We start from the raw sequence: 18,470 nt of genomic DNA, 5'->3' as shown, positions 1-18,470 counted from the left end.
GCGCTGAACCTGCGTTCGGCATCGGCCGCGACGGCCTGCGATACTGACGCGATGCGTCCGCCCTTCTCCGATGTCCTCTCCGGCCGCGATCGCCGGCTCCGCTTCTTCGCCGGGTCGCCGGCCCGTGCGACCGCGTGGCTGCTGGCCTGCGTGCTGCTGCTCGCGGGGCTGCCGGCCTGGGGCCAGGGCATCGGCTTCGACGATGTGCTGCCGGTCGATGACGCACTGAAGGTGTCCGCCGAAGCAGTTGCGCCGGACCGGATCGAGATCCGCTGGGCGATCGCCGACGGTTATTACCTGTATCGACATCGCATGGGCGCACGGGTCGAGAGCGGCTTCAAGACAAAACCGCTGCAGCTGCCGGCGGGTCGCAAGCACACCGACGAGTTCTTCGGCGAAGTCGAGACCTACCGTCGACAGGTCACCGGCGTGCTGACCGGCGCCCCGGCCAACGGCGTCGACACGCTGCAGGTCGAAGTGAAGTACCAGGGCTGCGCGGACGCGGGCATCTGCTATCCCCCGCAGACGCGCATGCTGCAGGTCGCGCTGCCGCGGGATGCCGGCGGCATGGCGCGCACGCCGGCCGCGAGCGATTCGAACTTCGCCGCGTTCGGCCAGGCGCTCGGCGGCAACAGCGCCGGGCGCGCGCCGACGCTCACCGGCGCCAACGATGCGCTGCCACCGGAACGCGCATTCGCGTTCGAAGCCATCGCGGGCGACGGCGACACGATTCTGCTTCGCTTCACGCCGGCCAAGGGCTATTACCTCTATCGCGACCGCAACCGCTTCGAAATCCGCGGTGCCGACGGCATTCGCGCCGGCGTGCCGCGCTGGCCGGCGGGGCAGTCGCATCACGACGCGCATTTCGGCGACGTCACCGTGTACTTCGACCAGGTCGACGTGCCGCTGCCGCTGGTGCGCACGATCGCCGACGCTGTGGAGGTCGATGTCGTCGCCACGTTCCAGGGCTGCCAGGACGAGGGCATCTGCTATCCGCCGATGACCCGCACGGTGCGCGTCGCCTTGCCGGCGGGCCGCGTGCAGACCGTGGCCGAGGCCGCGGTTGCAATGGCCGGCGCCGCATCGTCCGGCGAGCCTGCGGCGGCAACGCCCTCCGTCGATGTGGACGACGCCGCAGCGCCGGCGAATCCTGCGCCGGTTGCGACCGGAGACATCGACGCATCCGCAGCGGGCACCGCTGTCGACGCGCCTGATGCCAGCGCCGACAACGCATCGCGCACGCGCCCACCGGGCGACAAGTCGATCGGCCTGTTCGCAGCCCTCGGCCTGGCCCTGCTCGGCGGCGTGTTGTTGAACCTGATGCCCTGCGTGCTGCCGATCCTGTCGCTGAAGGTGCTGGGCATCGCCAGGAGCGGCGGCAGTCGCGCGGCTGCTCGCTCGCATGCACTCTGGTACACGGCCGGTGTGCTGGTCGCGTTCGCGATGGTGGGCCTGCTCGTGATCGGGCTACGTGCCGCCGGCCAGGCCATGGGCTGGGGCTTCCAGTTGCAGCAGCCGTGGTTCGTCGCCGCGCTCGCCTATCTGATGTTCGCGGTCGGTCTGAGTCTGTCGGGCGTGTTCAACCTCGGCGGGCGTATCGGCAATGTCGGTCAGGCACTCGCGGGGCGCAGCGGTCCGGTCGGCGATTTCTTCACGGGTGTGCTGGCCTGCGTGGTCGCCAGTCCGTGCATCGCGCCGTTTATGGGCGGCGCGCTCGCGTATGCCTTCACCGCGTCAACGCCGATGGCGCTGGCGGTGTTCCTGATGCTGGGTCTGGGGCTGGCGCTGCCGTTCCTGTTGATCGGTCTGGTGCCCGCGCTCGCCGACCGGCTGCCGAAACCCGGCGCCTGGATGGAAACGCTGAAGCAGGTGCTCGCGTTCCCGATGTATCTGACCGCGCTGTGGCTAGCCTGGGTGCTCGGCAAGCAGCGCGGCGTCGATGCGATGGCGCTGCTGGTCGCGGGCATGACCGTGCTCGCGCTGGCGTTGTGGTGGTTCGAGCGTCGCCGTTGGACCGGTCACCCGCTGCATCGCGGACTCGCGCTGGCGCTCGCGCTGGTGGCGTTGTTGCCGGTGGTCGCGGTCGGCCGGCTGACGGCGCCAGCAACCGCGGCCGCCGCAGTCACCGAAGGCAGCACGCACGTCGCGTATTCCGCGGAGCGCCTGGCCGCATTGCGCGCCGCTGGCACACCGGTGTTCGTCAACATGACCGCCGATTGGTGCGTGACCTGCAAGGCCAACGAGCGCCGGGTGCTGTCGGGCGCCACGTTCAAGACGGCGCTGGCCGATGCCAGGGCGACATACATGGTCGGCGACTGGACCAATGTGGATCCGGAGATCGGCGCGTTCCTCGAAACCTACGGCGCGGTGGGTGTACCGCTCTATGTGGTGTATCCGGCAGGCGGTGGTGACGGCGTCGTGCTGCCGGCCCTGCTCAGTGATGCGATCGTCGTCGAGGCATTGGCGCGCGCGCGCGCCGGGGCGGCCGAATGAAGGTCGGTCCACTGACCGTCGTTGCCATCGCGGTCGTCGCCGGCGGCCTGGGCGTGCTCGCCAGTCTGTTCGTCGGCGGTCCCGGCCCGCTGCTCGGGACCGAGGCCGGGCAACGCCTGTACGCCGACACTTTGAGTGCCACTGCACCCGCGCCGCCCGAAGGCGTGGTCGTCGCCCGCCGCGGTGATGCCATTGCACCGTTTGAAGTCGCCGGCCTTGACGGCGCGGCCCTGCAGTTGCCAGCCGCCCACAACGACCGCCCGGTGCTGGTGAACCTGTGGGCCAGCTGGTGCGGGCCCTGCATCGAGGAAATGCCCGAGCTCGACCGCTTCGCCCGCGAACAGGGCGCCAACGGCGTGCAGGTCCTCGGGATCGCGCTCGACGATACGGATGCGGTACGCGCGTTTCTCGAGCGGATTCCGGTGACCTACACCATCGCCCTCGACACGCCCGGCCCGGCCGATGCCGGCGTGCGCCTGGGCAATCCGCGGGGCGTGCTGCCCTACACCGTGCTGCTGTCGGGCGACGGTCGGTTGCTCAAGCAACGGATCGGTCCGTTCGCCCATGGCGAGATCGACAGCTGGGTCGCGCCCTGACCGCGGGAATTCAAACGGACGTTTAAAATCGTCAAACGTCTGCGAACTGGACACGATCGGGGACATCCCGCAGACTTCGCGCAACTGCCGCACTGCGTCCCCGATGGCCTCGATTCTCGTTCTCCACGGCCCCAACCTCAACCTGCTCGGCACCCGCGAGCCAGAGGTCTATGGGCATGCGACGCTGGCCGACATCGATACGTCGCTGCAGGCGACCGCGGAGGCCGCCGGTCATGCGCTCGAGACACTGCAGTCGAACGCCGAACACGTGCTGGTCGACCGGGTGCAGGCCGCACGCAGCGACGGCACCGCGCTGATCCTGCTCAACCCGGCTGCGTTCACCCACACCTCGGTGGCCTTGCGCGACGCGCTGGCCGCGGTGGCCCTGCCGTTCTACGAGATCCATCTGTCGAACCCGCACCGCCGCGAGCCGTTCCGCCACACCAGTTACTTCAGCGACCTCGCCGTCGGCGTGGTCTGCGGCTTCGGCGCCGACAGTTACCGCTATGCGCTCGACGCCGCGCTGCGGCGGATCGGTCCGGCCGCGGCATGACACTGCGCTGGCTCACCCTGCTGATGTTGGCACTTGCCGCACCGGCGCAGGCCGCCGATCCGGTTGTCGAGAGCGACCACGGCATCGACTGCGCCCGCCCGATCGGCACGATGGACACCGACCTGTGCCTGAGCGATGCCCTCTCGCGCGCCGACCAGCAACTCAATGACGCCTATCGGCAACTGCTGCCGAGGCTCGACGCCCAGCGCCGCGATGGCGCCTGCAGCCAATGTACGTCGGCGCAACTGGTGGATGCGCAGCGCCGCTGGATCGCATTCCGCGATGCCGATTGCGACTTGGCCTACGCCATTGCCGCTGATGGCAGCGGCCGCAACCAGGCGCGGCTCGATTGCATGATCGACCACACCGACTCACGTACCCGCCGGTTGCGCGCACTCGATTCCGAGCTGTGACGCGCGCAACCCGCCACTTCCACGCATAAACGACGCACGAGGCCACCATGGACCTGAGAAAGATCAAGAAGCTCATCGACCTGCTCGAAGAGTCCAATCTGACCGAGATCGAGATCAAGGAAGGCGAGGAGTCGGTGCGCCTGTCACGCAACTCGGCCGCCGCGCCGATGATGTACGCCCCCGCCCCGGCTGCTGCCGCCCCGCGCGCCGCAGAGCCGGTGATGCCGATGAGTTCGCCGGTGGACGCCGCGACCGGCGGCGCACCCAAGTCCGCCGGCGACGAGCTGCCACCCGGCCAGGTGGCCAAGTCGCCGATGGTCGGCACGTATTACGCCTCGCCCGCGCCGGACAAGCCGGCTTTCGTCTCGGTCGGCCAGCAGGTCAAAGCCGGCGACACGCTGGGCATCATCGAAGCGATGAAGATGTTCAACCCCATCGAGGCCGAAACCTCGGGCACCGTCGTCGCGATCCTGGTCGAGAGCGGCCAGCCGGTCGAATTCGACCAGCCGCTGTTCGTGATCGGCTGAGGCGGCGGCGATGCTGGAGAAAGTCGTCATCGCCAATCGCGGTGAGATCGCGCTGCGCATCCTGCGCGCGTGTCACACCCTCGGCATCCGTACGGTCGCGGTGCATTCCACCGTCGACCGCAATCTCAAGCACGTCGCGATGGCCGACGAGTCGGTCTGCATCGGCCCGCCGCCTTCGGGTCAGAGCTATCTCGACATGCCGGCGATCATCGCCGCGGCCGAGGTCACCGACGCCCAGGCGATCCATCCCGGCTACGGCTTTCTCAGCGAGAACGCCGACTTCGCCGAGCGCGTCGAACAATCGGGCTTCATCTTCATCGGGCCGAAGGCCGAGACCATCCGCCTGATGGGCGACAAGGTCGAGGCGATCCGCGCGATGAAGGAGGCCGGCGTGCCCTGCGTGCCCGGTTCCGGCGGTCCGCTCGACGACGACGCGGCCACCAACGTCAAGATCGCGCGCGAGATCGGCTACCCGGTCATCGTCAAGGCCGCCGGCGGCGGCGGCGGACGCGGCATGCGCGTGGTCCACACCGAGGCCGCACTGGTCAACGCGATCGCGACGACCAAGCAGGAAGCGAAAGCCGCGTTCTCGAACGACATGGTCTACATGGAGAAGTTCCTCGAGAACCCGCGCCACGTGGAAATCCAGGTACTGGCCGACGGCCAGGGCAATGCGATCCACCTCGGCGAGCGCGACTGTTCGATGCAGCGTCGCCACCAGAAGGTCGTCGAAGAAGCGCCGGCGCCAGGCATCACGCCCGAGGCGCGTGCGGCAATCGGCAAGGTCTGCGTGGATGCCTGCATCCGCATCGGCTACCGCGGCGCGGGCACGTTCGAGTTCCTCTACGAGGACGGCCGCTTCTACTTCATCGAAATGAACACCCGCATCCAGGTCGAGCACCCGGTGACCGAAATGGTGACGGGCATCGATCTGGTCCGCGAACAGCTGATGATCGCCTCGGGCCACAAGCTGTCGATCCGGCAGGAAGACGTGGTGCTGACAGGCCACGCGATCGAGTGCCGCATCAATGCCGAGGACCCCGACACCTTCATGCCCTCGCCCGGCACGATCCGCCACTTCCACGCGCCCGGCGGACCGGGCGTGCGCGTCGACACGCACGTCTACGAAGGCTACGCGGTGCCGCCGAACTACGACTCGATGATCGGCAAGCTGATCGTGCATGGCGCCGATCGCGAACAGGCGATCTGCCGCATGCGCGTGGCGCTGTCGGAGATGGTCGTCGACGGCATCAAGACCAACATCCCGCTGCAGCAGCGGATCATGCGCGACCAGGGCTTCCATGCCGGTGGGCAGAACATCCACTACCTGGAAAAACGGCTGGCCGAACGCAAGAACAAGACGCTGGCGATCGGTTGATACGGCATCGGGGCCGAGCGCTCCCGGGACATCCGGGCGCTCAGCCCTCGCGGTCGGGAAGCGCGCGGCGCAGCGCCGCGTCGAGGCGGATCGGTCTCGCCCATCGGTCGAAGCTCGACACCAGGCCTTGCCGCACACGCGGGAATGTCTCCGTGCCCGGCCCCGCATCCAGTCGCACCAGCACGTCGTTCCAGGTCGCGGCCGGGTCGAATCGCCATTCGCCGACCACTTCCCGGCAGGTACGTCCCAGCGCCCGCGCCGTCGCGCAGGCCAGGTAGACATCCGCGGGCCGCGCGCCTGCATCCAGCAGCTCGATGACGAAGGCGCGTGGCGCGCCCTGGTAGCGCACCAGTTCGTCGACGAACGCGCCGCGATAACGGCCTGCATAGGTATTGACGTCCGCGAGCCAGGTATCGAGCCACGCATCTCCGGTTGCCGCCGACCAGACCACGACCGCGGGCGGCGCCGGCACATCGGCGTTGTCCTGCGCCAGCACAGGCAGGCCGAGGCCGGACAGCAGCACGGCGATCAGTACGGAACGCATGTGCATAGGGATGGGCTCCTTGAACACGGACTGGACGGATGCGATCCGCCGGTTGATCAGGCGGCATCCGCGGACAACGTGCCCGCGACGCGTGACGAACGACCATACTGCACCCTCGCAACCCAAGGACAGCTGCCATGCCCATCCGCCCTTCGCACAATCGCGCCGCACGCCTGTGGCGCTGGGGCCTGGGCATTGGCGTGGGCATCGCCCTGCTCGGCGTGTGGTGGCTGGCGCTGGACCGTGTCGCGGCGCGGGTCGGGCTCGACGCTGAAAGCACGATGCGGGAACTGCCGCGCAACGAAGACACCCGTCGGCCGACGGACTGACCGGATCCGGTTACGCCGGCATGCGGCGTAGAGGTTTCAGCGCGCGGCGATGACTAGTGTGCCCGGACGACCGCCTTGCTGCCACCAGTCGCCTGTACCAGTGACGCGCAGGGAGATGTCGCCTTTGCGCATCGCCAGGTCATTGCCGAACTGGCCGTTGGCGACGTAGGCGCCGATCACGTCGCGCGGATCCTCGACCCCGCTGAAGCTCGCGGCGCCGGCGTCGATGCGCAGGCTGTCACCGCCCCTGGCCTTGACGCTCACGCGCACCGGAAGGGACCGACCATCACTGCATTGCAGTTCGCCGGTTCCACGCGCGGTGCGGTGCTGCAGTGACCAGTTGCCAGCCGTGAACACCAGTTCGCAGGTCATCGACTCCGCCGCGAGCGTATGTCCGGACGCGCCCGCGGACAACACCGCACCGATCAGCATCGCGGCAAGCGGACCTTGGTTTCGGCGGATGCGAAGAGACGAGTGCATGCGTCAACGCTAGCAGAAGGTCGGGGCAGACACACGCCGCAGTCGATGACTGCGGCGTGCTGATTGACTGAATACGAAGATGTCGTCGCGCGACGCGAAGGCTCAGCGCCAGCGGCGATCCCGCGAACGGTCCTGCCGCGGATCGTAGTACTGCACCGTGCAGCGGCCACGGCGGTCACAGGTCTCGCGCCGCACCTGCTGCTGGTTGCGCCAACCGTGGGCCGGTGCATGGCGCGGGGGGCCGTTGCGATAGTGGGGCGTGTTGTAGCGCGGCGCGGTGCGGTAATACACCGGACGACCCCGGTTGTCGTAGGACACGAGCAGGCGGTTGTTGTAGTCGCCGCGGTAGTAGGGCTGGTTGCCGCGCAGCACCACATCGGCGACATCGACGATCACCCGGACCAGGTCATCGTTGGACTGGGCCTGCGCCGGTGCGGGCGCGAACGCGGCAGCTGACAAGCCCGCAGCCAGCAGGCCGGGCGCGAACCATCGGGTCAGGGGGTTGGTGCGCATGACGTTTCTCCAGTGGGCCGCCACCGCAGCGGCCATGGATCGACCATGGCGCGCCGGGAATGAACAAGCGTGCAATTTCCCCGGATGCGTCTGGGTCGACGCAGGCACGTAAAGAAACGGTTCAAACTGTAAACGTTTCCTGGCGCTGGAAGCGATTACGCCGCAGGTGCGCGCGCGTTCGACTCTCCAACCGGCTTCGCCGACGCGCGCGCGGCGAGTCGCGCGACGGCTTCCGGCAAGACCTCCGGTGCCGCGGCAACACACATCCGCGCGGCGAGCGCCGCATCGATCCGCGCCTCGGTTTCATGCGCCCAGGTGGTGCGATAAGGCATGTGCACGCCCCAGCCACCGAGTGCGAGTACCGGCGCGATGTCCGAGCGCAGCGAATTGCCGATCATCAGGAATTGCCCGGCATCGATGTCGAACTCGGCCAACAAGCGCGCATAGGTCGGCGGGTCCTTTTCACTGACGATCTCGATGCGCCGGAACAGATCCGACAGTCCCGAGTCGCGCACCTTGGCCTCCTGATGGAACAGGTCACCCTTGGTGATCAGCACCACTTCGAAATCCGGGGCGATCGCTTCAACCGCCGTGCGGATGCCGGGCAGCAATTCCACCGGATGTCGCAACAATCCCTTGGCCATCTCGACGATGCGGTGCAGATCGAGCGCAGCAATGCGACCCCCGGTGATCTGCGTCGCCGATTCGATCATCGACAACGTCATGCCCTTGACGCCGTATCCGAACACCGCGATGTTGGCGGTCTCGACCGCGTACAGCGCATCGAGCACACGCACATCGGCCAGGTCGACATAGCGGCCGACGATGCGTTCGAACTCGGCCTGCGCGTCGTCGAAATAATCCTGGCTGCGCCAGAGGGTGTCATCGGCATCGAAGCCGATCATCCGGATCTCGGTCATGCGTGCATTATGCGTGGCAGACGTGATGCGTATCGAATACGCGGGGCACGAAAAAGGGCGGCCCGAAGGCCGCCCCATCGCACGTGATATCGGTCAACCGATCACGTCATGCGCGTTACGGCATCACTCCTCGGCAGCGCCCGCACCTGCAGCCTGACGGTTCACGAAGTCGCGATACTCCTCGGGCGTGATGAAGCCATCGCCGTCGGCATCGACTTCACTGAAGACCTGCGCGAGGCCCTCAAGGCCGGCGGCTTCGGCCTGGCTCAGCTTGCCGTCACCGTCCGCATCGAGATCTGCCCAGGTCACCTGACCCTGCTGGGCCTGCGGCGCATCGGCCGTGGCGTCCTGCGCATAGTCCTGAGTGGTGGTATCCGTGGTGGGCGGCGCCTGCGTGGTGGACGCGGCCGGATCCTGCGCGAACGCCATCGGCATGGCCATGGCAAGACCCAGGGCGATCATCGCGGTCAGCGGCTTGCGTGCATTCTTCATGAGCGTCTTCTCCGTAATACGAAACTTGGGTTTGGTGCGCGGGGTGGTGATACGTCCTCGTCGGGGATACCGCACGGGGCCCACCATGCAGGCGCCGGAATGAACCGACTGCTGGCTGCGATCGCGGGACTTACGAAGGTTTAACCACAACGCCAGCAAGAGGCTCTACGCCAAACGTTCATAAGGCGTGAGCGGGTGCGCGCAAAACGCGGCATGAAGGTGTTGCGGGTGTTCAAGTTCTCGTGTGTTGCGCGCGTCCTGCTGCAGCGGAAACGATGAACAAAACACAACGTTTACGAGCGGCCACACAACCGCGCGGCGACCGGCGCGTCCAGGTCTGTATGCGACACTCGGGTTTACCCCGATTGTGCTCTGGAGATCCGTATGACACGCACGCGACCCCTCGTTCTGACCACCCTCGCCGCTTCGCTGTTGTGGCTGTCGGGCTGCGACGGCAATGCCGCCAACGGCGCCGCGACGCAGGACACCGCAGCGCCGCCGGCGGACAGCGCCGATGCAACTGCAGCGCCCGCAGCCGATGCAATCGAAGGCCTGCCGTTCGCGAGCACCGCGGTCGCGAGTTTCAACGAGCCGTGGGCAATCGGTTTTCTGCCCGACGGCAGCGTGCTGATCACCGAGAAGAGCGGCGTGCTCAAGCATGTGACGCTGCCCGGCGGCGAAGCGCGTGAGATCTCCGGCGTGCCGGCTGTCGCCAACGCGGGCCAGGGCGGCCTGGGCGACATCAAGCCGCATCCGCAGTTCGCGGATAACGGCATCGTCTATCTGAGCTATGCGGAAGACGGCGAAGGCGGTCGCGGCGCCGCGGTCGCACGTGCGCGTCTCGATCTCGATGCCGGTGCGCTGCAGGATGTCTCGGTGATCTGGCGCCAGGTGCCCAAGGTCGACGGCAACGGGCATTACGGCCATCGCATCGCATTCGATGGCGACGGCAAGCTGTGGATTTCCTCGGGCGAGCGGCAGAAGTTCGATCCCTCGCAGAACATGCAGTCCAACCTCGGCAAGATCGTGCGTCTCAACGACGACGGCAGCGTGCCGGACGACAACCCGTTTGCGGGCAAGGGTGAGGTCGCGTCGCAGGTCTGGTCGCTCGGCCACCGCAATCCGCTCGGCATCGCGTTCGACGCGCAGGGCCGTCTGTGGAACAGCGAGATGGGGCCGGCCGGTGGCGACGAGCTCAACCTCGTCAAGCGTGGCGCGAACTACGGGTATCCGACCGTCTCCAATGGCGACCACTACGATGGTCGCGAGATTCCCGACCACGACACGCGTCCGGAATTCGAGAAGCCGGCGATCACCTGGACGCCGGTGATTTCGCCGTCGAGCCTCGCGTTCTACAGCGGCACGCTGTTCCCGGAATGGACCGGCAACGCCTTCATCGGTGGCCTGTCGGGCCAGACGCTGGTGCGCGTGGAGATCGACGGCGACAGCGCGCGCGAGGCCGAGCGTTTCGCGATGGGCGGCCGTATCCGCGATGTCGCGCAAGGCCCGGACGGCGCGCTGTACGTGATCGAGGACGGCCAGAACGGCCGCCTGATCCGGCTGGCGCCGCGCGAGGGCTGATCCCCCACGCGTCGCATCGAAGGCCGCGGGACACCGCGGCTTTCTTCGTTTTGGGGCCTTCAGATTTCCGGACGTTCGATCGGATTGCCCAGCGCCGCGCGATAGCGCACGTACAACGCCTGCACCTTGTCAATGTAGGCACGCGTTTCCGCATACGGGGGCACACCGTCGAACCGCGTGACCGTACCGATGCCGGCGTTGTAGGCCGCGAGCGCAAGCGTGCGATCGCCGTCGTAACGCCGCAGCAGGCCCCGCAGATGGCGCGCGCCGGCGCGGATCGATTCGGCCGGCGCACCCGGATCCACCACACCGTAATCGGCGATCACGTCGGGCATCAGCTGCATCACCCCGCGCGCGCCTTTCAACGAGACTGCCGTGGCGTCGAAACCACTTTCCGCATGGGCGATCGCACGGAGCCAGGCCTCGTCGAGGCCGTAGGTCTTCGCGTTCGCCGCGAACAGCGCCGAGTGCGGCTTGAGCTGCGGCGCGCCGACCTTGCCCAGGCCTTCGTGTGCGGGTTCGCCGGGCGGGGTCTGCGCGGTGAAGCGCAGATACTCGCGCGCGCCCGGCAGCCGGCGCGTGCCGTAGACCAGCACGCCGTCCTGCTCACGCTCGTACAGCACGCCACTGAAGACGCCCATCGAACCCCACAGGTTCGGCGTCTGCACCGCCCCGTCGGCAATCTCGCGCGCCTCGCATGTCGAACCCGGCTCGGGCGCGGTCGACAGGCTCACCGTCCCGCCCTTGACGCAACGCCACACGGTGCGCGCCTCGACCGGCGCAGCGGCCATGAGCGCAGCCACGACCAGAACGGCCGTCCATCGGTGCGACATGGGCTGGAGCTGGGACATGGCGGCACCGGAGACGGGTCGCGGCTGTATACGCCGATTGGCGTGCACATTGTGTCGGAACGCATGTGCGGCCATGATCGTCGCCCGCCGAACGAGCCCTCCCCCGATGCCGCACTGGTCGTCGCTGATCCGGGACATCCCGGACTTTCCCAAACCCGGCATCGTGTTCAAGGACATCACGCCGGTCCTCGCCGATGCACGCGGGTTCGCCGATGCGATCGATGCGATGGCCGCGCCCTGGCGCGATGCGGTGCCGGATGCCTTCATCGGCATCGAATCGCGCGGCTTCATTTTCGCCGCCGCGCTCGCGCATGCGCTGGGCACGGGCTTCGTGCCGGTGCGCAAGCCGGGCAAGCTGCCGGCGCGCACGTTGGCCCACGATTACGCGCTCGAATACGGCAGCGACCGGTTGGAGATGCATGCCGATGCATTGCCGCCCGGGGCCCGCGTGGTGCTGGTCGACGACGTACTCGCCACCGGCGGCACCCTGCGCGCGGCGCTGTCGCTGGCACGCCAGCAGGGCGCGACCGTGGTCGGCGCCGCGGTCCTGGTCGAATTGCCCGAACTCGATGGCCGCGCACGCTGGGATGTCGACGCGCCACTGCACGTCGCCCTGCAGGGCTGATTTCAAGGCGCGGCGACACGTCCGCAGGCACGCTGCCGGTGAATCGTGCCGGAGCCTGTGATGCGCATCGAACGTCTGGTCCTCGGCCCCAACGACTGGGTGCCGAACAATCCGTCAATCGCGGTACGCGTTTATCGCGGCCTGCATACGGCTGACGGCCATGTGCCGGATGCGCCGGCGTTCGAGCACATGTTCGGGGCGCATGGCTGGCCGCCGGACTGGCGCGGCGGCGTCTACGACGATCACCACTACCACTCGACCGCGCACGAGGTGCTCGGCGTGTACGCCGGGCGCGCGCGGCTCGAGATCGGCGGCCCTGGTGGCGAGGCGATCACAGTCGAAGCAGGCGATGCGCTGCTGCTACCGGCCGGCACCGGCCATCGCTGTATCGATGCCGATGCCGCGTTTCGTGTTGTGGGCGCCTATCCCGACGGACAGGTCTGGGATCTACAACGCGCCGCGCCGGATGCGGCGACACGCGCGCGCATCCATGGATTGCCGGCGCCTGCGCGAGACCCCGTCGACGGCACGCCGTCCTAGCGCGTGGCATCAGGGCGTTGCAGGCGCGGGCGGCGCACCGCGCTTGGCCTGCTCCAGCAGTGCCGCGAAGCGCGCCTGCCGCAGCTGGTCGCCGAGCGTGATGCACTGCGGACCGACGGGTTGCGATGCGAGCTGCGTCCGCATGGTGCCGGCCACCTGGTCGAACTGGGCGTCGACGGCCTGCACCGTCGCGGCGAACTCGGGGGAGTCGGGCTTGCTGCCCTTCGCGGCCACATAGTCTGGATTGTTGATGCGGAACTGGGTCACGCCGGTGTCGAGCGCCTGCGCGCCGGCCGCATCCTTGGCGCAGAACTCGCGGAACACTTCGATCTGACGGTCGAAGACGTGTGCGCCCATATAGGCGGCCTGTCCATCGTCGAGAGGGGCCTGTGCAAACGCAGGGGCGCCGACGGCGGCAAGGGACATCGCGAGGCACGCGGTACGCAGGATCGGCATGACGAACTCCGGAACGGATCGGGGGAAGCGCGGACAATAGCGCTGCGATGTGAGATTTCCGTCAGTCGTCGTCGATGTCGTCGTCCGGGTCACGTGTCTCGTCCGCGTCTTCGGGCGCTTCGGGCATGGCCGGCTCGAGCAGCGTGTAATCGTCGACATCGCGACTGCGGATCCGCCGCGAGACCGGATAGGCCTCCAGCGCCGGCTGCGGCGTACCGGCGATCCGCGCAGGGTCGGGCGCCGGACCGGAAAGCCATGTACGAAGTGCCTTCGCCGGCAGGAACAGCGGGCCATCGGGGGACAGTGGCGCAGGAATCGCGGCATTGGCCATCGTCAGCAGGGCGAACGATGCGAGTGGTGGCAGCTCTCGCTCCCACAGATCCCATACACCTGCCGCGAACAGCAGTTCGCCGGTGCGTGACTGGATGAAGTGGGGAACCGGGCGCGCGCCACTGCGGTCCCATTTGTAATAGCCATTCATCGGAATGACGCATCTTCGGAACGCCCAGGGTCTTGCGAAGATGCGGCTCTTCGGTGCGCGATTCAGGCGCGCGGTGATCGTGCTGTATGGCGTCTCCGGCATTTTCGACCAGCGCGGCACCAGCCCCCAGCGCAGGGTGTCCACGGCCATCTCGTCGTCATGCATCACCAGCACGAGCGCGTCGCCGTTTGATGCGATGTTGTAGCGCGGCGGTGCATCCGACAGCCCACTTGCGATATCCACCGACAATGCCGCCGGTACGGCATCGGGCGCGATGGCCTGCACGAACCTACGCATCGGCACGCTCCGGGTGATTGATTGGACGTGCGCGATGCGACATGCGGCCAGCCTGCGACGCGATGCGTGAAGCAGGCGCGGATTTCACGCCTGCATGTCGCCGTCGCGGCCACGGTGGTTGCACCACCCGCCACGAGACGATGCCATGCAGATGCCGAATCCTTCGCGACCGCCGACGCCGCCGAATGACGTACCCGGCAGCATCCCGCACCCGATGCACGACCCCATGCCGGACCAGCCCGTCGATCCACCACTGCCGACGCCCGGCGACCCGGAGCGCGATCCGCAGCCGGTACAGGACCCGCCCGCACCGGGCCAGCCACAGGATCCCCCGCAGCAGTCCTGATCAGCGCAGGAAAGCACCAATGCATCGCGGGAAGGCGATGCGTTGACACGCATGCGTGGAATGCAAAATAGCCCTGCTGGTGATCCTGCTTACGTCACGCAAGAGGTATCGATCGTGTGCCTGCATCCCCGCGCGCCTGGCGCTGAAAGCGGCTGCCTTACAGTGCGACGGTCGAGACCGCAGCGTCGGTGTCGGATACAGACCCTGCAGCCGCGTACGTGCGCTCGCACTCGTAGCCGCCGTCGGCGCCGAAGACACGGACGGTTGCCCCGCGCGCGAAGAGCTGCGGATGGGTCGCGAGCATGTCGAAAGCCGACGAGTGGGTGGCATGGTGCGAGGCCGCGGAATCGCCGGCAACGGCGAGTTCCCAGTCGAATGTCGCCGCGTTGTGGCGCAGGGTAAAGCTCAGGGGAGGCATGCAGGGCGTCCATCGGCTTGAAGGGGAAGCCGGGCACCACGGCAGCCTCGCACATCGGGCATGACGGCCTCGTGGTGTTCAACGGCTTGAGCCCGTTACACGCAGACGCACTGCCGTGTCTCGGCTTCGAACGGCTCTTCGATGGGAATCCGATGAAGCCCGCGCATCGCCGCGAAGTGTCCCGACAACAGTGCACATGTCGCCCTTCGACGGGCACGTTTCGATGGTCGCGCTTCCAGTCAGCGATGCTGGGCGAGATCAAGCCGGCTCGAACCTCTGCGGGAATCACGTGCATCCCAACAGACCATGACCGCGTTCAAGACGTGAGATTTTCGCGTGTGGGCGACGCCTGGGCATGCACGCTGCATGCATGCGCCCCCTGTCCCGCCGTTTTTACGCCCGCGATGCACATGTTGTCGCGCCCGAACTGCTCAACAAGGTGCTGGTCACCGCAGACGGACGTCGTGCGCGCATTGTCGAAGTCGAAGCTTATTGCGGGGGCGACGATCCGGCGGCGCATTCGTTCCGCGGCCCGACGCCGCGCAATGCGGTGATGTTCGGCGCGCCAGGTCATCTGTATGTGTATTTCATCTACGGCATGCACTGGGCGATCAACGCCGTCTGTGGACAGCGTTCCGGGCATGGCGTGCTGATCCGCGCCGCCGAACCGCTGGCCGCCCTGGAGACGATGGCCGACGCGCGCCACACGACCACCCCCACCCTGCTGGCATCGGGGCCGGGCCGTCTGGCGCAAGCGCTGGGCGTGACGCGCGAGGACGGTGGGCTCGACATCACCAAACGCACATCGCGCATCTGGATCGGCAATGACGGCGTGGTGCCGCCGGAGACGCCGTTGATCACCACCCGCATCGGCATCCGCCGCGCAGTCGATGCGCCGTGGCGCTTTTGTGTTCCGGGGAATCTTCACGTATCGCGCCATCGCGGACCGCCAAAGGTGCGGTGCGGAGTCTCGCGCTAGTCGAGTGCGCGCAAGGCCTCTGTAACGGTCGCAGCGTCCGTCGGACGCACTACACGCGCGAGTTCCACGCCGTCACGCATCACGATCAGCGTGGGCCACAGCTTGACCGCAAAGCTTCGGCCAAGCGGGCGGCCCTTGCCGTCCTCGATCTTCAGATGTTCGACACCGTCGCGACCGGCGAGCGCGGATGCGATCGCCGGTTGCGCGGCCTGGCAATGGCCGCACCAGTCGGTGCCGAATTCGATCACCAGCGGGCCGTGCATTGCGTCGACCACATCACGGGACGGCGCCTTCTCGCGGTAGCCGCTGGCGGCACGCATCAGGACAGTGCGCGCTGGATGGTGTCGAGCGGCGCGTTGGTCAGGTCCTTGGCGAGATCGCCAATCAGGCGCTGCTGGGTTTCCTTGTGCAGCAGCGGACGCACGCGGCCGAGGGTCTTGGCATCGGCGATCAGCACCAGGTGCGCGTACTTGTTCTTCAAGGCGCCGTCGTTGAGGCCCTGGGCGAGCTGTTTGGCGAACGTGGCCTCGTCGAGCTGGGAGGCGCTGGATTCCGCCGGCATCGAACCCGACGGACCGTCGTCGTCGAGGTTCATGCCTTCCAGCAGTGCTTCCTGCTTCAGGGCCAGGCTGCGCTCGTCTCCGGCGTTGCTGAACACGCGGGCCGAACCGCCATCCGCCACTACGACCAGGGCACCCTGCGGAATCTTCATCGTCATCATCGTCTCCACTTCTGTTTGGTTTGCGCCGCGATACGGCTGCAATCAGCGTAGGCAGGCAAATGTGAGCGGCGTGGCACGGGGGCGTTTGCACCGCCGCACGGGGTTCAGGACCAGGGGCGCGCAGAGCGCCATGTAATAATCTAACGTTTGCAGTGTTCCGGTGACGCCGTGTCCTCCAACGCGATTCCTGCGCCGCTCGCAGCGCGCCTGTCCTCGATCGATCTGCTCCGAGGCACCGTGATGGTGCTGATGCTGCTCGACCACGTGCGCGAGACGTTCTTTCTGCATTTGCAGATGGGCGATCCCGTCGATGTGGACACGACCTCACCCGCGCTCTTCGCCTGCCGGCTGCTCGCGCATCTGTGCGCGCCGGTGTTCGTATTCCTGACCGGTCTATCGGCCTGGCTCTACGCGAGCCGGCACGTCGACGGCCGTCGCGCGGCCTCTGCCTTCCTGTTCAAGCGCGGACTGGTCCTCATCCTGCTCGAGGTGACCCTGGTCAACTTCGCGTGGACGTTGGAGCTGCCGCCACAGACCCTGTATCTGCAGGTGATCTGGGCGATCGGGCTGAGCATGCTCGCGCTCTCGGCGCTGCTGTGGCTGCCGCGCGCCGCGCTGGTTGCACTGGCGGTGGCGATCATCGCCGGTCACAACCTGCTCGATGGCGTTCGACTCGAGGCAGGGCATCCCCTGCATGCGCTGTGGGCAGTATTGCACCAGCGCGACTGGCTGCAGTTCGGCGATGCGATGCGTGCGCGCACGTCGTACCCGCTGCTCCCGTGGATCGGCGTCATCGTACTGGGCTGGGCAGCCGGGCCGTGGTTCGCGCGCGAGGCCTCCGTGCCACGGCGGCATGCGCTGCTGCTCTGGAGCGGACTCGGCGCGCTCGCCGGCTTTCTGCTGCTGCGTCTGGCGAACGGCTACGGGGATGCAGCCTGGGCCCTGCAGGCGGACACCACGCGCACGCTGATGGCGTTCTTCAACGTGACCAAGTACCCGCCCTCCCTGCAATTCGTGCTGCTGACGCTGGGCGTGGGGCTGTTGCTGCTGCGGCTGTACGAGTCGCCCGCACTGGCGCGCCACTTGCAGCCGCTGTCCGCGCTGGGCGCCGCACCGATGTTCTTCTATCTGCTGCACATCTACGTGCTGCGGCTGCTGTATCTGGGCGCGGTTGCGCTATGGGGCACCAATCACGGCGCGCTCTTCGGCTTCGACAGCGTCGCCACGCTGTTGGCGATCACAGTCGCGCTGACCCTGATGCTGCAACCGCCGACCGCGGCGTTCGCCAGGCTCAAGGCACGCCGCCGTGATATCGCATGGTTGCGCTATCTGTGAGTCCGGTGCACAGCGCCCGTCAGCGCCAGGGCTGACGGCCTTCGGTCCACGATTCGCCGCGCACACGGCCTGCCGGATACGGGCCGTGCAGCTCACCGTAGCCAGGGCCGAAGCCGTCGAAGTAGCCGCTGGCGCCATACCCGCCGTACCCGCCATAGCCCCCATAAGGGCCGAAGCCGCGACCGTAGTAGCCGGGGCCGTCTGACTGGGCGATGCGCAGGTTGAGCTGCATCGTGTTGAGGTTGCCGGCCTCGCTGACCGTTTCCTTGCACAGACTGATGTCGGCGGCGTTGAAGTTGCTGGTGCCGCCACGCGAGGAATAGCCGATGCCGGTCGTGACGCTGCCGGTCACGGTGCGCTCGCTGCCGTCGGGCGCGGTCGGACAGCCGCCGCGGCGCACCAGATCGTCGCCGTAGCGTGCGCGATACTCGGGCGTCTCGGTCCGCGGACCGGTGTACTCGCCGCCGCCGAACGCCGCGTCACCGGTGAACATCGGCTGCGACGGCAGGCTCAGGTCGACGCGGTCGTCCTCCGCCGCGTGCGCCATGGCCGGCGTGACGAGCAGGGAAATCCACAACACTGAGGTGATCCGCATGGCGAGG

25 protein-coding genes are annotated in these 18,470 nt (G+C 67.6%); 13 read left to right on the top strand and 12 right to left on the bottom strand.

Annotation, left to right across the window (positions count from 1 at the left end; genetic code table 11):
- Window positions 1–51: 51 nt before the first annotated feature.
- The 6 genes from J2X52_RS15320 (at window position 52) to accC (ending at window position 5,960) form a co-directional block, all read left to right on the top strand.
- Window positions 52–2,493 carry a protein-disulfide reductase DsbD gene (locus tag J2X52_RS15320; RefSeq protein ID WP_310155259.1) on the top strand — a complete coding sequence of 814 codons (2,442 nt, stop codon included), beginning with the start codon at window positions 52–54 and terminating at the stop codon, window positions 2,491–2,493.
- The gene (locus J2X52_RS15315) at window positions 2,490–3,089 is read left to right on the top strand and encodes a TlpA disulfide reductase family protein (RefSeq protein WP_310155257.1); all 600 of its coding nucleotides are present in this window, start codon (window positions 2,490–2,492) and stop codon (window positions 3,087–3,089) included. The genes J2X52_RS15320 and J2X52_RS15315 overlap by 4 nt, the downstream gene beginning before the upstream one ends.
- Before the next feature lie 103 nt (window positions 3,090–3,192).
- Entirely contained in the window at window positions 3,193–3,642 is a 450-nt protein-coding gene (aroQ, locus tag J2X52_RS15310) for a type II 3-dehydroquinate dehydratase (RefSeq protein ID WP_310155253.1), read from the top strand.
- The gene (locus J2X52_RS15305; RefSeq protein ID WP_310155250.1) at window positions 3,639–4,055 is read left to right on the top strand and encodes a lysozyme inhibitor LprI family protein; all 417 of its coding nucleotides are present in this window, start codon (window positions 3,639–3,641) and stop codon (window positions 4,053–4,055) included. The genes aroQ and J2X52_RS15305 overlap by 4 nt, the downstream gene beginning before the upstream one ends.
- Window positions 4,056–4,102: 47 nt before the next feature.
- Complete coding sequence (accB, locus tag J2X52_RS15300; protein WP_310155248.1) at window positions 4,103–4,582, top strand: acetyl-CoA carboxylase biotin carboxyl carrier protein; 480 nt, start codon at window positions 4,103–4,105, stop codon at window positions 4,580–4,582.
- A gap of 10 nt (window positions 4,583–4,592) precedes the next feature.
- A complete protein-coding gene (accC, locus tag J2X52_RS15295; RefSeq protein ID WP_310155245.1) occupies window positions 4,593–5,960 on the top strand; it encodes an acetyl-CoA carboxylase biotin carboxylase subunit in 1,368 nt (455 codons plus the stop codon).
- Window positions 5,961–6,000: 40 nt separating this feature from the next.
- On the opposite strand, the gene J2X52_RS15290 is transcribed toward accC, so the two are convergent.
- The gene (locus tag J2X52_RS15290) at window positions 6,001–6,510 is read right to left on the bottom strand and encodes a hypothetical protein (RefSeq protein WP_310155241.1); all 510 of its coding nucleotides are present in this window, start codon (window positions 6,508–6,510) and stop codon (window positions 6,001–6,003) included.
- A 131-nt stretch (window positions 6,511–6,641) separates the two neighbouring features.
- On the opposite strand from J2X52_RS15290, the gene J2X52_RS15285 reads away from it, so the two are divergent.
- A complete protein-coding gene (locus J2X52_RS15285; RefSeq protein WP_310155239.1) occupies window positions 6,642–6,833 on the top strand; it encodes a hypothetical protein in 192 nt (63 codons plus the stop codon).
- Between the two features lie 36 nt (window positions 6,834–6,869).
- On the opposite strand, the gene J2X52_RS15280 is transcribed toward J2X52_RS15285, so the two are convergent.
- The 4 genes from J2X52_RS15280 to J2X52_RS15265 all read right to left on the bottom strand — a co-directional run bounded on the left by J2X52_RS15280 (window position 6,870) and on the right by J2X52_RS15265 (window position 9,238).
- Window positions 6,870–7,313: a hypothetical protein gene (locus tag J2X52_RS15280; protein ID WP_310155236.1), complete on the bottom strand. Its 444-nt coding sequence runs from the start codon at window positions 7,311–7,313 to the stop codon at window positions 6,870–6,872.
- A 102-nt stretch (window positions 7,314–7,415) separates the two neighbouring features.
- A complete protein-coding gene (locus J2X52_RS15275) occupies window positions 7,416–7,826 on the bottom strand; it encodes a hypothetical protein (RefSeq protein WP_310155234.1) in 411 nt (136 codons plus the stop codon).
- Between the two features lie 155 nt (window positions 7,827–7,981).
- Entirely contained in the window at window positions 7,982–8,746 is a 765-nt protein-coding gene (locus J2X52_RS15270; RefSeq protein WP_310155231.1) for an HAD family hydrolase, read from the bottom strand.
- Between the two features lie 123 nt (window positions 8,747–8,869).
- Window positions 8,870–9,238, bottom strand: coding sequence for an EF-hand domain-containing protein (locus tag J2X52_RS15265; protein ID WP_310155228.1), 369 nt, complete (start codon window positions 9,236–9,238; stop codon window positions 8,870–8,872).
- Window positions 9,239–9,622: 384 nt separating this feature from the next.
- Between J2X52_RS15265 and J2X52_RS15260 the strand changes: the two genes are divergently transcribed.
- A complete protein-coding gene (locus J2X52_RS15260) occupies window positions 9,623–10,819 on the top strand; it encodes a PQQ-dependent sugar dehydrogenase (protein WP_310155225.1) in 1,197 nt (398 codons plus the stop codon).
- Window positions 10,820–10,878: 59 nt separating this feature from the next.
- Here the strand turns inward: J2X52_RS15260 and J2X52_RS15255 are convergent, their stop codons facing one another.
- Window positions 10,879–11,610 carry a lytic transglycosylase domain-containing protein gene (locus tag J2X52_RS15255; RefSeq protein WP_310155328.1) on the bottom strand — a complete coding sequence of 244 codons (732 nt, stop codon included), beginning with the start codon at window positions 11,608–11,610 and terminating at the stop codon, window positions 10,879–10,881.
- Between the two features lie 166 nt (window positions 11,611–11,776).
- Here J2X52_RS15255 and J2X52_RS15250 point away from each other — a divergent pair, with 166 nt between their 5' ends.
- Both J2X52_RS15250 and J2X52_RS15245 read left to right on the top strand, forming a co-directional pair.
- Window positions 11,777–12,295, top strand: coding sequence for an adenine phosphoribosyltransferase (locus tag J2X52_RS15250; protein WP_310155220.1), 519 nt, complete (start codon window positions 11,777–11,779; stop codon window positions 12,293–12,295).
- Window positions 12,296–12,355: 60 nt separating this feature from the next.
- Window positions 12,356–12,835, top strand: coding sequence for a cupin domain-containing protein (locus J2X52_RS15245; protein WP_310155218.1), 480 nt, complete (start codon window positions 12,356–12,358; stop codon window positions 12,833–12,835).
- A gap of 9 nt (window positions 12,836–12,844) precedes the next feature.
- Here J2X52_RS15245 and J2X52_RS15240 read toward each other — a convergent pair whose 3' ends face one another.
- Both J2X52_RS15240 and J2X52_RS15235 read right to left on the bottom strand, forming a co-directional pair.
- Complete coding sequence (locus J2X52_RS15240) at window positions 12,845–13,291, bottom strand: hypothetical protein (RefSeq protein WP_310155215.1); 447 nt, start codon at window positions 13,289–13,291, stop codon at window positions 12,845–12,847.
- Window positions 13,292–13,352: 61 nt separating this feature from the next.
- The gene (locus tag J2X52_RS15235) at window positions 13,353–14,069 is read right to left on the bottom strand and encodes an SOS response-associated peptidase (protein ID WP_310155212.1); all 717 of its coding nucleotides are present in this window, start codon (window positions 14,067–14,069) and stop codon (window positions 13,353–13,355) included.
- 145 nt (window positions 14,070–14,214) lie between these two features.
- Here J2X52_RS15235 and J2X52_RS15230 point away from each other — a divergent pair, with 145 nt between their 5' ends.
- On the top strand, window positions 14,215–14,415 hold the full coding sequence (locus J2X52_RS15230) for a hypothetical protein (RefSeq protein WP_310155209.1): 201 nt from the start codon (window positions 14,215–14,217) through the stop codon (window positions 14,413–14,415).
- A 157-nt stretch (window positions 14,416–14,572) separates the two neighbouring features.
- On the opposite strand, the gene J2X52_RS15225 is transcribed toward J2X52_RS15230, so the two are convergent.
- Window positions 14,573–14,833 (bottom strand): hypothetical protein, encoded by a 261-nt coding sequence (locus J2X52_RS15225; RefSeq protein ID WP_310155204.1) that lies wholly within the window; start codon window positions 14,831–14,833, stop codon window positions 14,573–14,575.
- A 379-nt stretch (window positions 14,834–15,212) separates the two neighbouring features.
- Here J2X52_RS15225 and J2X52_RS15220 point away from each other — a divergent pair, with 379 nt between their 5' ends.
- Window positions 15,213–15,812, top strand: coding sequence for a DNA-3-methyladenine glycosylase (locus J2X52_RS15220; RefSeq protein WP_310155325.1), 600 nt, complete (start codon window positions 15,213–15,215; stop codon window positions 15,810–15,812).
- Here J2X52_RS15220 and J2X52_RS15215 read toward each other — a convergent pair.
- Complete coding sequence (locus J2X52_RS15215) at window positions 15,809–16,132, bottom strand: thioredoxin family protein (RefSeq protein WP_310155200.1); 324 nt, start codon at window positions 16,130–16,132, stop codon at window positions 15,809–15,811. The two genes, J2X52_RS15220 and J2X52_RS15215, sit on opposite strands and share 4 nt — an antisense overlap.
- A complete protein-coding gene (locus J2X52_RS15210; RefSeq protein ID WP_310155196.1) occupies window positions 16,132–16,530 on the bottom strand; it encodes a host attachment family protein in 399 nt (132 codons plus the stop codon). Before J2X52_RS15210 ends, J2X52_RS15215 begins: the two co-directional genes overlap by 1 nt.
- A gap of 186 nt (window positions 16,531–16,716) precedes the next feature.
- Here J2X52_RS15210 and J2X52_RS15205 point away from each other — a divergent pair, with 186 nt between their 5' ends.
- Entirely contained in the window at window positions 16,717–17,868 is a 1,152-nt protein-coding gene (locus J2X52_RS15205; protein WP_310155321.1) for a heparan-alpha-glucosaminide N-acetyltransferase domain-containing protein, read from the top strand.
- 19 nt (window positions 17,869–17,887) lie between these two features.
- Here J2X52_RS15205 and J2X52_RS15200 read toward each other — a convergent pair whose 3' ends face one another.
- Window positions 17,888–18,463, bottom strand: coding sequence for a hypothetical protein (locus J2X52_RS15200; protein ID WP_310155193.1), 576 nt, complete (start codon window positions 18,461–18,463; stop codon window positions 17,888–17,890).
- Window positions 18,464–18,470 lie beyond the last annotated feature (7 nt).

The sequence above is a fragment of the Luteimonas sp. 3794 genome (assembly GCF_031456825.1).
Classification (GTDB): Bacteria; Pseudomonadota; Gammaproteobacteria; order Xanthomonadales; family Xanthomonadaceae; genus Luteimonas.
Note: the sequence above shows the minus strand (reverse complement) of the source record. Positions and strands in the feature narration are given on the sequence as shown.